The organism is Microbacterium trichothecenolyticum, from assembly GCF_041938625.1.
Lineage (GTDB): Bacteria > Actinomycetota > Actinomycetes > Actinomycetales > Microbacteriaceae > Microbacterium > Microbacterium trichothecenolyticum_D.
This window is the reverse complement of record NZ_CP169427.1, coordinates 1,268,473-1,282,087: the sequence shown is the minus strand read 5'-3', so window position 1 is coordinate 1,282,087 and position 13,615 is coordinate 1,268,473. Positions and strand designations below refer to the sequence as shown.

Below are 13,615 nucleotides of genomic sequence, written 5' to 3'. Positions count from 1 at the left end.
GGAGCTCGGTCCGTACGTGGCCGGAATGACGTGGGGATGGACCGGCGTGCGCGGAACATGGGCGACAGCCGAGGCGTCCGCGTCGATGCGGCTCATGGCCGACCATGGCGTGAACTGGACGGCCGTCGCCTACTCGGCCCTGCAGGACACCGCCCAGTCGACCGAGGTGCGGTTCCGCGAGGAGCCGACGGTGACCGACGACGAGATCGTGTGGGCGATCCGTGAAGCCAAGTCACTCGGGTTGAAGGTGTGCCTGAAGCCCGTCGTCAACGTCGCCGACGGCACGTGGCGCGCGCACATCGGGTTCTTCGACCGGGACGTGCCGGGTGAGCCGACCTGGGGCGAGTGGTTCGCGTCGTACCGGGAGTTCATCCTGCACGCCGCGCGAATCGCGGAGGCCGAGGGCTGTGAGATGCTCTGCATCGGCTGCGAGATGGTGCGCGCCGACGCGCGCGAGGCCGAGTGGCGCGCGCTGATCGCCGCCGTGCGCGACGAGTACTCGGGCCTCGTGACGTACAACTGCGACAAGTACCAGGAGGACCGCGTCGCCTGGTGGGACGCGGTCGACGTCGTGTCGTCGAGCGGGTACTACCCCATCGACCGATGGGAGGCGGAGCTCGACCGCATCGAAGCGGCCGTCGCCGTCACCGGCAAGCCGTTCTTCTTCATGGAGGCCGGCTGCCCCTCGCGCGAGGGGTCGCCCGACCGGCCGAACGACTGGTCGCTGCCCGGAGAGGTTTCACCCGGCGAGCAACTGCGGTACTACAGGGTCATGTTCGAGGCGTGCGCCCCGCGCGCGTGGGCGGGGGGATTCATGTTGTGGGACTGGCCGGCGCGCCTGTACTCCGCTGACGAGGCGACGGCGAACGACGACTACTGCCCGTACGGCAAGCCCGCCGGCGAGTACCTGCGCGCGCAGTACACGGCGCTCTCGTCGGGGGTCGCCCGATGACCGCCGCGGTGCTCGCGATCGATGCGGGCCAGACGGGCATCAAGGTGCGCGTGCGCGAGCACGACATCGTGTTCCCCGGCATCCGCACCGGCGAACCGCTCCTCCCCCAGCTCGCGGCCGTCACGCACGCCGCGATCGAGCGCACCGGCGCTGACGTCTCGGTCGTGAGCGCGGGTGTGTCGGGGCTCACGACACGGGAGTCGGATGCTGCCGCCCTCCTCGCGCGGATCGACGATGCCGCCGTGCACGAGGTGATCCTCGCGCACGACTCGACGACGTCATTCCTCGGAGCGCTCGGCGACACTCGTGGGGCCGTCGTCGCGGCGGGCACCGGGGTCGTGACGCTCGCGGTCGGCGCCGAGCGCGTGGCGCGGGTGGACGGCTGGGGATACCTCATGGGCGACGCGGGCAGCGGCTACTGGATCGGCCGCGAGGCGCTCGACGCCGTGATGCGCGAGTATGACGGCCGCGGGCCGACGACGGCGCTCCGCGCCGTCGCGGAGGAACGGTGGCCCGACCTCACCCAGGCGTACATCCATCTGCAGTCCGATCCCGAGCGGGTGAGCGTCGTCGCGTCCTTCGCAGCCCACGTCGCCCGCCTCGCCTCCGAAGGCGACGCGGTGTCGCAGAACATCACGGTCCGCGCCGGCGGCGAGCTCGCCCACAGCGTCGAGACGGCGCTGCGCCGCGTACGATCCGACGACGAGGGCGAGCACTTCGCCGCGTGCGCGATCGGCGGCGTCTTCCGCTCGCCGCAGCTGCGCGAGGCGTTCGCGTCGCACATCGCCGCGAGCGAGTTCGACGTCACGCTCGTCGAGCCCCTCGGCCATGGCATCGACGGCGCCGCCGCTCTCGCGGGCCTCGCGCCGCAGCATCCGCTCGCCCATGCCGTCTCGATCGCCCACGCCTGAGGTCGCGAGCGCCCTGCCGATGTGCTCACCTGTCACGAAGCGTCGCTACTCGCGGCACAAGGTGACAGGTGAGCAGACCCGGAATCCACTCACCTGTCATGAAGTGTCGCGTGATGGGGCATTTCGTGACAGGTGAACAGGAAGACGACGGATGCCCCGGCCTGAGTGTGGACAGGGGGCCGGGGCATCCGGGTTCGACGCGGGGGCTGCTAGACCAGCGACTCCCGCCACGCGGCGTGGAGCTGGGCGAACTTGCCGGTGCCGCCGATGAGCTCCTCGGGGGTGTCGTCCTCGATGATCTCGCCGTGCTCCATGACCAGCACGCGGTCGGCGATCGCGACCGTCGAGAGGCGGTGCGCGATGATGATCGCGGTGCGGTCGGCCAGCAGCGTCTGCAGGGCGTCCTGGATCTGGCGCTCCGACGGGATGTCGAGCGACGCCGTCGCCTCGTCGAGGATCAGCACCGCCGGGTTCGCGAGGAACGCCCGCGCGAACGAGATCAGCTGACGCTGACCCGCCGACACGCGGCCGCCGCGCTTGTTGACGTCGGTGCCGTACCCGTCGGGAAGCGCCTGGATGAAGGCGTCCGCGCCCACGGCGCGCGCCGCGGCCTGGATCTCGTCCATCGTCGCGTCGGGCTTGCCCAGCGCGATGTTGTCGGCGACCGTGCCGCTGAACAGGTAGGCCTCCTGCGTGACCATGACGATCGCGCGGCGGAGATCCTTCGGGTGCAGATTGCGCAGGTCGACGCCGTCGAGTGTCACCGCACCGCGCGTCGGGTCGTAGAACCGCGACACGAGCTTGGCGAGCGTCGACTTGCCGGCGCCCGTCGTTCCGACGAGAGCGATGGTCTGACCGGCCGGGATGTCGAGCGAGAAATCCGGAAGGATGACGCGATCCTGCGAGTACCCGAACAGCACGTCGTCGAATCGGATGTGGCCCTTCGCCTCCCAGAGATCCACCGGGGTCTTGGGGTCGGGAACCGTGGGCTCCTCCTCCAGCACGCCCGACACCTTCTCGAGCGCCGCCGTCGCGGACTGGTACGAGTTCAGGAAGAACGCGACCTCCTGCAGCGGCGAGAAGAAGTTGCGCACGTACAGCACGGCGGACAGCAGGAAGCCGATCTCCATCGCACCGTCGACGACCCGGATGCCGCCCCACGCGATCACGATCGCGAGGGTGAACGACGCCACGGCCATCAGGCCGGGCTCGAACGTCCCGAACAGGCGGATCGAGCGCATGTTGACGTCGCGGTAGTCCATCGCGAGCCCGCCGAACTCTTCGTCGTTGCGCCCCTCCTTACGGAAGGCCTTCACGGCGCGGATGCCCGTCATCGTCTCGACGAACTTCACGATCACCTTCGCGCTGATGACGCGCGACTCGCGGTACACGAGCTGCGAGCGCGTGTAGAACCAGCGCATCAAGAGGAAGAGCGGGATGCCCATGACCGTGAGGATCAGGCCCGACTGCCAGTCCACGATGAACAGCGCGACCAGCGTGAACGCGCCGTACAGGATGCCCGAGACCAGCTCGTTGAGTCCGCCGTCGAGGAGCTCCCGGATGGTGTCGAGGTCGCTCGTCTGGCGCGAGATGATCCGGCCCGACGTGTACGACTCGTGGAACTCCAGGCTCAGTCGCTGCGTGTGCAGGAAGATGCGCTTGCGGAGGTCGAGCATGATCGCCTGCGTGAGGCGCGCCGCCACCACGACGTACCACCCGATGAGCGCCGCGCCCCCGATCGCGGTGACGAGATAGACGAGCACGACCAGGATCGTCGGCATCCAGTTCATCTGCTCCACCGCGGCGGGCAGCGCGTTGTTGATGCCGACACCGATGAGCCAGGGGCCCGCAACGCGGAGTGCCGTCGAGACGACGAGCACGACGCCGGCGAGGATCAGCTGACCCCGCACGGGGGTGATGAGCGAGCCGAGCAGGCGCAGTGAGCGCTTGCGGATCGCCTTGCTCTCGACGCGCGTGTAGTCGGAGCGGTCTTCGCCGCTCGTTCCGGTCACCGTGGTGCTCACAGGGTCACCTCCCATTCCTGGTCTTCCTGTCTGGCTCTCAGGCGCGCTTCTTCGACTTCGAGACTCGAGATCACGTGGCGGTAGTGCTCGCTGGTGCGCAGCAGCTCCGAGTGGGTGCCGACTGCCGTCACGCGGCCCGCCTCGAGCAGCGCGACGCGGTCAGCGAGCGTGACCGTCGAGGGACGGTGCGCGACGACGAGGGCCGTCGTCTCGTGCAGCACCTCGCGCAGCGCGTCCTCGACGAGCGCCTCGGTGTCGACGTCGAGCGCCGACAGCGGGTCGTCGAGCACGAGCACGGCGGGCCGTGCCGCCACGGCGCGCGCGAGCGCGAGGCGCTGGCGCTGGCCGCCCGAGAGCGACAGGCCCTCCTCGCCGATGATCGTGTCGACGCCGTCGGGCAGGTCGTGCACGAACGACGCCTGCGCGACGTCGAGCGCCTCCCGCATCACATGCTCGGCCTCGGCGCTGCCGGGAACGAGGTCCTCTCGGCCGAGCAGCACGTTGTCGCGCACCGACTGCGAGAAGAGGGTCGCGTCCTCGAACGCCATGCCGATGTGCCGGCGCAGCTCGGCGAGCGTCAGGTCGCGCACATCGACGCCGTCGAGCGTCACGCGGCCACCGGTCACGTCGTACAGGCGCGTCGGCAGTGTCGTGAGGGTCGTCTTGCCCGAGCCGGTGAGACCGACCAGCGCCATCGTCTCGCCGGGCCGCAGCACGAGGTCGACGCCGTTGAGAAGATCGCGCTCGCGGTCCGCAGCATCCTGATACCGGAAATGCACGCCCTCGAACGCGAGCTCGCCGCGGGGTTTCGCGATGGTCTTCGGCTCCTCGGGGTCGACGATCGTGTTCTGCTCGTCGAACACCTCGAAGATGCGGTCCGTCGCCGTGCGCGCGTCGAGGAGGAACGAGAACAGGAACCCGATCGACTCCATCGGCCAGCGCAGCACCGTGGCCATCGCGAAGAACGCGATGAGCTCAGCGCCCTGGAGCTGGCCGATCGCGGTCAGGTAGATGCCGGCGCCGAGGCACAGCGCGAAGGCGATGTCGGGCAGCAGCACGAGCCAGAACCAGATCCAGCCGACGGCGCGTGCCTTGCTCAGCTCGGTCTCGCGCAGCGTCTCGGCCTGGCGCGTGAACTTCTGCAGCGCGTGCTTGCCCCGGCCGAAGGCCTTGAGCACGCGGATGCCGTGCACGCTCTCCTCGACCGAGGTCGCGAGGTCGCCCGCCTGGTCCTGCGACTGGCGCGCGAGCGTGCCGTACGACTTCTCGAAGCGGTACCCGGCGTACCAGAGCGGGGCGGACGTCACGAGGAAGATCGTGCCGAGCAGCCAGTGCCAGCGGAACAGCAGCGCCGTTCCGACGACGATCGTGATGACGTTGACGACGAGAAGCACGACGCCGAAGGCGAGCCAGCGGCGCAGCATGCTGATGTCCTGCATCATGCGGCTGAGCAGCTGCCCCGACTGCCACCGATCGTGGAAGGCGACCGGCAGGCGCTGCAGACGGGAGTAGAAGGTCTGGCGCAGCTCGTACTCGACCATGGTCGCGGGTCCGAGCACGAACCAGCGACGGAGCCAGACCATGAGGGCCTCCGCGAGGCCCAGGGCGAGGATCGCGGCAGCTCCCCACCCGATCATGACGATGTCGCCGGACGCGATCGGGCCGCCGACCACCTGCTCGAGGACGAGCGGGATGGTCAGCGCGAGCAGGCTGGCGACGAGCGCGCTGGCGGCGCCCATCACCAGCCGCGGAAGCACCGGCTTCGCGAAGGGAAGGAGCCGGGCGAGGGCTTGGAAGGTGGACAGTTCGGACCGTTGCGGCTGTTCTGATCGCTCAGGAAGGGCGGTGGTGGTCATGATCCTTGTGAGGGTGGTGATGCGGTGACCCGTCGTCGGGCCGCGTGGCGACAGCGCCGCGTGGGAGCGCTGTCATGAGAGAGGAGCCTCCTCGGGGAGGAACGCTCCGGGGGACGGCGGTATGCCGAATCCGGCAGAGCCGGCAGATGCGAGGAGCGGATTACCCCTGGACGCGGGGACGCGGCAGCCAGGGAGCGGTGCGGGGTCCCGCGGAACGGAGGACGAAAGCGGTCTTCGCGGCGACGGCGGCCTGATACATTTCTTCCTCCTTGAGGTCAGCGGAAAGGGCTGTGCGCGTCGCTAGGTCTTAGCGACGCGACAGCCCTCCAGCATATACCTGGGAATTCTCTGAAAGCAACAACCGCTTTCCGGTCCCCCCGGAAGGCGGTTGAAGCGGGTGGCTCAGACGAGCGCGGGCACCGACGCCTCCCGGTCGAGCAGACGCTGCTTGACCGGCAGCCCCCACGCGAACCCGCCGAGCGTGCCGTCCGTGCGCAGCACTCGATGGCACGGCACGAAGAGCGCCGGCGCGTTGCGTGCGCAGATGGACGCCGCGGCGCGCACCGCGCTCGGAGACCCGAGCTCGACGGCGAACTCGCTGTACGTGAGCGGCCGGCCCGGCGTGATGCGGCGCAGCGCCGCCCACCCGGCGAGCTGCATCGCGGTGCCGTGCTGCGAGACCTCGACCGTGTCGATGGCCGTGAGGTCGCCGCCGTAGTACGCGGCCACGGCGGCCGCAGCATCCGTCTCGCCGTCCTGGACGGATGACGGGCGCACGCGGTCCGCGAGACGCGCGAGGATCGCGCCGGCGTCGGCGGTCCACCCGGAGGCGAGCACACGACCGTCGTCGTCGGCGAGGAGCGTGAAGGGGCCGTCGGGGGTGTCGAGCGTCTGGATGGTGGCGGTGGTCATGACATGCCTCCGGTGGTCGTGAGGGGCGGGATGGGGACGGATGCTGCGCGCCGGCGCGGTGCGGCGGGCTTCGGCGGGACGGCGCGCCACAGGTGGGCGGTGAGGTAGCTGCGCCAGGGCGCGGTGCGGGTGGCCCAGGCGTCGAGCGCGCGAGCCTCGCCGGGGAGGCCTGCCGCGGCGGCGCCCGCGCGCACGGCGACATCGCCCGGAAGGAAGACATCGGGATCGGCGAGCACGCGCATGCGCACGTAGTCGGCGGTCCACGGGCCGATCCCGGGCATCGCCAGAAGAGCGGCGCGCTGCTCGGCGGCGTCGTCGCCGGCGGTGAGGGTGAGCGAGCCGTCTGCGAGGGCCGCGGCGGCTCCGGTGATCGCGCGGGTGCGGGCCGCGGGACCGCGGAGCACCTCGGGGCCGCGCTCGGCGATCGCGGCCATGGTCGGGAACAGGCGGACGAGACCCTCGTCGGCGTCGGCGTCGGCGTCGGGCGACGGCATGCCCGCGAAGGCGGCGACCTCCTCGCCGAGCGCCGCGGTGAGCGAGGTGAGCGCGGTGCGGGCCGCGACCACCGTGATCTGCTGGCCGACCATCGCCCGGATCAGCATCTCGTGCGGATCGGCGGCGCCCGGCACCCGGATGCCCGGCAATGCGGCGACGAGTGGAGCGAGCTTCGGATGCCGCGCCAGCGACTCGTCGACCGCGTCCGGGTCGGCATCGAGGTCGAACAGGCGCCGCGCTCGTGTGACGAGCGTCGACAGGTCAGCGAGGTTCGTCAGGGCGGCCCGCAGCCGGACCCGCCCCAGGTCGTCGAGGCGGAGCTCGAACCATGCGGGGCCGTGTGGCAGGCGGAGCGTGCGGGCGAAGGTCGACGCGGTCGCCGCCTCGGCCCCCGAGACGGCGCGTGCCGCCATCCACGCGAACAGGCCCGGAGCATCCAGCGCGCCGCGGTGCGGGAGCGCGAGATCGATCGTGACGCCGGGTGCCGTCGCGGCCGGCCCCTCGTGCCGCGAGACGCGGCGCCGCGCGCGCAGCTCGAGCGGCGGCATCCCGAACACCTCTCGGATGGTGTCGTTGAACTGGCGGACGCTCGCGAACCCGCTCGAGAACGCGACGTCGGCCGCCGGAAGGTCGGTGCCGACGAGCAGCATGCGCGCCGTCTGCGCGCGGTGCGCGCGGCTGAGGGCCAGAGGCCCGGCGCCGAGCTCGGCGGTGAGGAGACGCGTGAGGTGGCGCGGCGAATAGCCGAGCCGGCGAGCGAGCCCGGGCACGCCTTCGCGCTCGACGACGCCGTCGGCGATGAGCCGCATCGCACGACCGGCGGTGTCGCCCCGCAGGTTCCACTGCGGCGACCCCGGCGCGGCCTCGGGCAGGCACCGCTTGCACGCGCGGTAGCCGGCCTCGTGCGCGGCGGCACTGGTCGGATAGAAGGTGACGTTGGAGGGCTTCGGCGTGCGCGCGGGGCAGCTCGGGCGGCAGTAGATGCCGGTCGAGCGCACCGCCGTGACGAACTGCCCGTCGAAGCGGGCGTCGCGCGAGTCGATCGCGCGGTACCTCTCATCGAACGTCATGACCAGGCTCATGCCCCTAGCCTGACACGCTCCCCCGACATCGGCTCGCGGAAATCGGACACGGCTGTGCGTCCCCAGCGGACGCGGGATCGCGCCGGCGCCTACCCGTCGCTGCGGACGAACCCCGAGCGCAGACGGTGCCAGAGCGGATCGCGCTCGCCCACGCCCGAGACGATCCGGACGACGCCGCCGGCCTGGCCCAGAGCACACATGAGGGCGATCGTGCCGACGAGGCCCGCCGCCGCGGAGAGGCCGACGAACGATCCGGCGGCCACATCGCGCAGCGCGAGCGCCACTCCCCCGATCGCGAGCAGGAAGGCGAGCGTCGCCGTCGTGAGCCGGGCGAAGAGGGGCGGGTCGAAGTTCGTCGTGCGGGCGAGCACCCAGCCACCCCCGCGCCGGGCTCGACCGCCCTGACGGTAGGGCAGGCGTAGCCATTCGGTCGCCGCGCTCGCCAGCGTCCGTCCGGTCAGCCACAGCCGCACGAGCCCCACGGCCCCGGCGAGGGCGACGACAGCGGCGATCGCGATGACGAGGACATCGACCACGGCGACCGTCCCACCGAGCTCCACGATCGCGTCGAGCATCCCGCCGATGACGAACACGCCCAGCGCCGAACCCGCGAAGCACACGAGGCCGAGCGCCCAGCGCGACCAGCGTTCGTAGTCGGCACGCAGCAGCACCGCCACACGATCCGCCTGGGCCACCGCCTCCTCACCGCTCGGGACGTCGATCCACGCGCGCGAAGCCGGAAGGATGAGTGCGAAAGCCATACCGTCAGGCTACGGCGTGCGACAGCTCGCTCCCGCTCGCCGACGCTTCCCAGGGAGCCGGCTGGACGCCGTCGGGCAGCACCTGCGTGGTCGACAGCGTGAAGGCGGTGAGAACGGCCAGTTCGGTGCGCTGAGCAGGGTCGGTGCACATGCCCATCACGAGGATCGTCCCGTCGCCGGCGGGCAGGCGGATCTCGCCGACCGTCGTGACGACCGCCGTGCCACCCAGCTCCAGCGTGCCCGATGCGACCGTTCCCACACGCCCGTCGGGCGCGGCGAAGGTCTCTGCCGCGGAATCCACGCCGAACCGCGCGAGCGGGAAGAGACGGTGGAACTCCAGGGACGGGGCATCCGTCCCTGGAGCGACCCTCACCACGTTCGTGCAGAGGAAGCTGACGGCGGGACGCTCGCCGAGCGTGAGGGACACCCCCGCCGAGTCGAAGTCCGTTCCCTCGAAGGCGGCGACCCCGGCGTGGAAGCCCGCCACGATCGCCGCACGCGCGTCGTCGGGGAGCCAGCCGTCGCCGCCGGCCAGATACCGGTCCAGCCACTCGTGGGGTGTGCGGTCGCCGAACGAGCGGAACTCGATCCACCCTTGCGGCATCCGCTGCCACACGCGATCGCCGCTCGTCCCCGGTGCCGCCATTTCAGAGCTCCTCATCCGTCCGAGGACCGTTGCCCTGGATGGTGTTGTCGATGCGCTCGGCGAGGTTCTGCCACGGGCCGCTCAGGCTGTCGACGAAGCTCTCGCCGTTGTCGTGCGCGTCCTTCGCCTGCGACATGGTCCAGTACGTGTTCGAGACCAGGTTCGGGAGATTGACGTTCAGGGCCACCGCAAGCGATCCCGCCGCAGTGCCTCCGCCAGCGAGCGCCGGGGTCATCTGCTGGATCGACGGGATGAGCACCTGACCACCGGGGCCGATGAGCGACTTCGCCGCCATGCCGAGCGCACCGCCGGCCAGCAGGCCCAGGGCGCCGACCGCGAAGTCCGTCCAGTCCCCCCGCCCGGTGAGCGCCTGGAGACCGTCGATGGCGACGAGGGCGATCGACATGATGAGCGCCACGGTGCCGAGGACCGGGATGAACAGCGACAGGATGGCGATGATCGGCAGCGCCGCCCGGAGGATGTCCTCCAGGATCGGCACCACGTTGTCCATGAGCCAGGTGCCGGCGTCGGCGAGCCATTCGCCCGCATCGCCCAGGAAGTTCGAGAACGCGTTGCCCGCGTAGTCGTCGAGGATGCCGCCGGCGTCGTTGAGCGCGCGCGCGGCGACCGTCGCCTCGTCGTCGACCTCGGTCTTGAGGCTGCGGGCGGCGGCGCGGATCTGCTCGAGGTCGTCGCCGGCGCTCCCGAGCGCAAGGGCCGCCTCGGACACGGCATCGGGGTCTGCGTCGTCGTCGTCCTTATGGTTCACCGCCGACGTGTGCGCGGTCTCGCACGCGGCGACCCGCGCGGCAGCGGCATCCGCCTCCTCGGCGAGCACCCGCGCCCGCTGCTGGAAGGCGGCGAGCTGCGTGCTCCAGGTGCGCAGGGCATTCCGCGAGGTGCGCAGCGCCTCGCCGGTGTCGGCGAGCTGCGGGCGGAAGTCCTCGCTCATGGAGGCGCGGAAAGCGGTGGCGGAGAGCCCCACCCAGTCGGCGTCGTCGCCGCCGTCGAGCATCGACAGCGCGTCGTCGACGCCGTCGCAGCCACGCGACAGCGCGTCGACGTAACCGTCCAACGTCGCGAGGTCGCCCGGTGCAGGGTCGAACCCCAGCGCGCTGAAGTCGGTCACGCGGCACTGCCTTCCTCGGGCACCATGCTCGCTCCGAGTTCTCTGTCGAGACCCTGGAACGCCTCCAGGATGCCCTGGAGGCCGGTGCCGGCATCCTCCGCGTAGCGGGCGAGCTTGTCCATGCCGCCGCCCCATGACCCGTGCAGGTCCTCGAGGCGCCGGCGGAGTTCGTCCTGCGGCACCGCCGATCCCGAGACGCTCGAGAGCGCGCCCGTGGCGTCGTCCAGCAGCGTCCGCATGTTGGCGTACGCGCGCCGGCTCGCGTTCATCGCGTCGTAGTCGATCCGCACATCGGTCATGACAGTCCCTCCGGAGACGGCTGACCGGAGGCCGCGGGAGCGGCGCTCCGGTCAGACGGTCGAGCTTTTCGCTACGAGCGCGGTTCAGCCGCCGGCGAGCTGCTGGTCGAGATCCTGAATGGCACGCATCATGCCCAGCAGCGACTCCGACATGTCGTTGATGCCGTCCACCGCACCCTTCAGACCCGTCGTCAGCTCGGTGTACCCCTCACCGAACTTGCCCGACGCGTGCTGCGTCTTGAAGTCCTCACCCAGCAGCGTGTCCACCTGGCTCTTCAGCGCGTCCAACTGGCCCTGGATGTCATCACGAGCCTGCGACAGCGACGACGCCACCTGCTCCATCTCCGCATACGAAGCACCGAAATCGGCCATCGTCAACTCCCTCACTCAGATTCCCGACCCCCGTCGGGCCGATGACTCCACGCTAACCGGGTCACCAGGCGGAGCCCATGGGGACCATTCCCCATGTGGAGGATCGACTGCTCGTTCGAGAGTGGGCGGTCCCACAGACGCCGGGGCGGCTGCGCCGCTCAGACCTGATCGGGGCGGTAGTACGCGGATCCGGCCTCGGGGGCGAGCGTCAGCGCGAGATGGCCGGGCGCCGTGGCGCGTGCGTCGTCGCCGGTCGCGGCGCCGATCAGTCCTCTCTCGACGAGCAGGTCGATGGCCGCATCGCGGTCGGCGATGATCCCGCGGAGCTGATCGGCGGGGATCTCCTTCACGCTCTGATCCACGTTGTCGTGGGGATTCTGCGGCCCGTCCTTGATCGTGTTGCCGCGCACGAACATCGCGGCGTAGATGACGACATCCGCGAGGATCACGACGATCCACGCCCAGGCGCCGCCGGCGAGCAGGTCACGACCGGCGGTGAGGGCGATGATCACGGATGCGAGGCCCGGCAGGACGTGCATGAGCGAGTTCGAGCGCACCGCCGACTTCGCCGCCGCGCGCGGGTGGCGCCGACGCTGCAGCTCGCTCCAACCCGTGATCGGCAGCGAGATGAGCGTCAGGATGCCCGCGAGCGCCAGCGGGAAGTCGTACACGCTTCCGGCGACGAGCCAGCGCAGCATGGCCGCCGCGCCGATGAGCGGTGCGATGAGCAGGAACAGATAGGCCAGCGACTGCACGACGCTCCCGACCGAGAGGCCGGGGTGCTCCCCGCGCACCGCTTCCTTGGGGGCGAGCACGACGAGCGTGTGCTGCGCGCGCGGCGCGCCGACGAACGAGCGCAGCTCCAGCCGCCACCACTCGAGCGGACCCCATTCCTGCGCCTCGTCGACGAGAGCCTTCAGCGTGCGTGAGGTCATAGCTGCCAATCCTCCCCCACTCGCACCACTGCCGAATCGAGCTGCTCGACGCGCGTCCGGTCCGATGTCGGCACGAACCCCTCGAGTGCGGACTCGCGCAGCACTCCGGCCGCGATCTCTTCGACGAACGCCAGACCGTATGGTGCGACGGGACCGAGGACGGCGCCCACTGTCGCGTTCCGGCCGACGAACAGCCACCGGCGGAAGCCGAAATCGTGATCGCCATGACGCTCGAGCAGGGTCGCCGTGAAGCCGGGCCCGAACTGCTCCGACTCGACGACCTCGGTCGTCGCGGGCAGCAGCGCGGACGGCGACCACAGGAAGGCGGCCTGCTCGGTCTCGGGCAGGGGCTCGGCGGCGGCGAACACCGTCAACGGCGCCAGCACCCGCCCCTCCGCGCCGATGAGGAGCAGGCTCCTCCGGTCGTCGCCCGTGACGCCCGCGATGTCGTCGAGGGCGAGCGAGATGCGGTCGGCGACCGCGTCGTCCACGCCGTTGCGCGCGGCGAAGGCGAAGCCGGCCTGGCGAGCCCAGGCGGTGCGCTCAGCCGCCGACCGCTGGGCGTGCGGGACGGCGATGGTCCGTTCGGGGTCGTGCCGGAGGGTGATCTGCATGTCAGCGAGTGCTCCACGTGAAGCTGGCGATGTGGTGATCGAAGAGGGCCACCCACGCCAGGAGGACGGGCTCGTCCTCGGCGAGGTCGGGTGCGTGGGCGACCGTCGCAGTCCACTGCACCGCCTGCGTTCGCCGGGTGCCCGGGATCGGGATCAGATAGTTGATCAGGAGCGAGACCGCCGTTACCCCGTCGATGCTGACGGGCCGTCGATCCGTCCACCGCACGATGCGGTGCCCCTCGCCGACGGCGACGCCGCCGCGGTTGCGGACCGCGTCCTCGACGATGGCGTCCAGCGGGAACTCCGGGGTGGCCGAGCGACGCAGGCCCACGAGGCTCGCCGCACCCAAGGCCCAGCTGGGCGCCGATTCCGCGGCGAAAGCGATGGCGAAGGCATCCTGTCCGCGCAGACTGCGGAATGCGTCTCCCACCTGACCGGCCAGTCCCGCCGCGAGGTCTGCGCGCCCGGCGCCGGACAGGCGGCTGCGTGCCGCCCCGACGAGCTCGCGCTCGGTCTGGTCGCTCAGGTCGTGCGCCTGCCAACCGAGGGGAAGGAGCATCCGGTACCCCGGCAGCGCGGGTGCCACGCGGCCTCTCAGCTCGCTGCGCAGATCACTCACCCGACCAG

The 13,615-nt window shown here is 71.0% G+C and carries 14 protein-coding genes; 2 read left to right on the top strand and 12 right to left on the bottom strand.

Annotated elements, in window-relative coordinates:
• Positions 1-25: 25 nt before the first annotated feature.
• A complete protein-coding gene (locus ACEYYH_RS05770) occupies positions 26-952 on the top strand; it encodes a 1,4-beta-xylanase (protein WP_374978166.1) in 927 nt (308 codons plus the stop codon).
• Entirely contained in the window at positions 949-1,863 is a 915-nt protein-coding gene (locus tag ACEYYH_RS05765; protein WP_374977303.1) for an N-acetylglucosamine kinase, read from the top strand. Before ACEYYH_RS05770 ends, ACEYYH_RS05765 begins: the two co-directional genes overlap by 4 nt.
• A 209-nt stretch (positions 1,864-2,072) precedes the next feature.
• Here the strand turns inward: ACEYYH_RS05765 and ACEYYH_RS05760 are convergent, their stop codons facing one another.
• The 12 genes from ACEYYH_RS05760 to ACEYYH_RS05705 form a co-directional block, all read right to left on the bottom strand.
• Positions 2,073-3,902 carry an ABC transporter ATP-binding protein gene (locus ACEYYH_RS05760; protein ID WP_374977302.1) on the bottom strand — a complete coding sequence of 610 codons (1,830 nt, stop codon included), beginning with the start codon at positions 3,900-3,902 and terminating at the stop codon, positions 2,073-2,075.
• Entirely contained in the window at positions 3,884-5,743 is a 1,860-nt protein-coding gene (locus ACEYYH_RS05755) for an ABC transporter ATP-binding protein (protein ID WP_374977301.1), read from the bottom strand. The genes ACEYYH_RS05760 and ACEYYH_RS05755 overlap by 19 nt, the downstream gene beginning before the upstream one ends.
• A 402-nt stretch (positions 5,744-6,145) precedes the next feature.
• The gene (locus ACEYYH_RS05750; RefSeq protein ID WP_374977300.1) at positions 6,146-6,655 is read right to left on the bottom strand and encodes a methylated-DNA--[protein]-cysteine S-methyltransferase; all 510 of its coding nucleotides are present in this window, start codon (positions 6,653-6,655) and stop codon (positions 6,146-6,148) included.
• Positions 6,652-8,232, bottom strand: coding sequence for a DNA-3-methyladenine glycosylase 2 family protein (locus tag ACEYYH_RS05745; RefSeq protein WP_374977299.1), 1,581 nt, complete (start codon positions 8,230-8,232; stop codon positions 6,652-6,654). The genes ACEYYH_RS05750 and ACEYYH_RS05745 overlap by 4 nt, the downstream gene beginning before the upstream one ends.
• Positions 8,233-8,321: 89 nt before the next feature.
• Positions 8,322-8,993, bottom strand: a complete 672-nt coding sequence (locus ACEYYH_RS05740) for a hypothetical protein (RefSeq protein ID WP_374977298.1) — start codon at positions 8,991-8,993, stop codon at positions 8,322-8,324.
• 4 nt (positions 8,994-8,997) lie between these two features.
• Positions 8,998-9,639: a hypothetical protein gene (locus ACEYYH_RS05735; RefSeq protein ID WP_374977297.1), complete on the bottom strand. Its 642-nt coding sequence runs from the start codon at positions 9,637-9,639 to the stop codon at positions 8,998-9,000.
• Position 9,640: 1 nt separating this feature from the next.
• Positions 9,641-10,768, bottom strand: coding sequence for a hypothetical protein (locus ACEYYH_RS05730; protein WP_374977296.1), 1,128 nt, complete (start codon positions 10,766-10,768; stop codon positions 9,641-9,643).
• Positions 10,765-11,067 carry a hypothetical protein gene (locus tag ACEYYH_RS05725; RefSeq protein WP_374977295.1) on the bottom strand — a complete coding sequence of 101 codons (303 nt, stop codon included), beginning with the start codon at positions 11,065-11,067 and terminating at the stop codon, positions 10,765-10,767. Before ACEYYH_RS05725 ends, ACEYYH_RS05730 begins: the two co-directional genes overlap by 4 nt.
• A gap of 84 nt (positions 11,068-11,151) precedes the next feature.
• Positions 11,152-11,439 carry a WXG100 family type VII secretion target gene (locus ACEYYH_RS05720; RefSeq protein ID WP_116194191.1) on the bottom strand — a complete coding sequence of 96 codons (288 nt, stop codon included), beginning with the start codon at positions 11,437-11,439 and terminating at the stop codon, positions 11,152-11,154.
• A gap of 158 nt (positions 11,440-11,597) precedes the next feature.
• Entirely contained in the window at positions 11,598-12,374 is a 777-nt protein-coding gene (locus ACEYYH_RS05715; protein ID WP_374977294.1) for a hypothetical protein, read from the bottom strand.
• Entirely contained in the window at positions 12,371-12,988 is a 618-nt protein-coding gene (locus ACEYYH_RS05710) for a hypothetical protein (protein WP_374977293.1), read from the bottom strand. The genes ACEYYH_RS05715 and ACEYYH_RS05710 overlap by 4 nt, the downstream gene beginning before the upstream one ends.
• Before the next feature lies 1 nt (position 12,989).
• Entirely contained in the window at positions 12,990-13,607 is a 618-nt protein-coding gene (locus ACEYYH_RS05705) for a hypothetical protein (protein ID WP_374977292.1), read from the bottom strand.
• Positions 13,608-13,615: the final 8 nt, after the last annotated feature.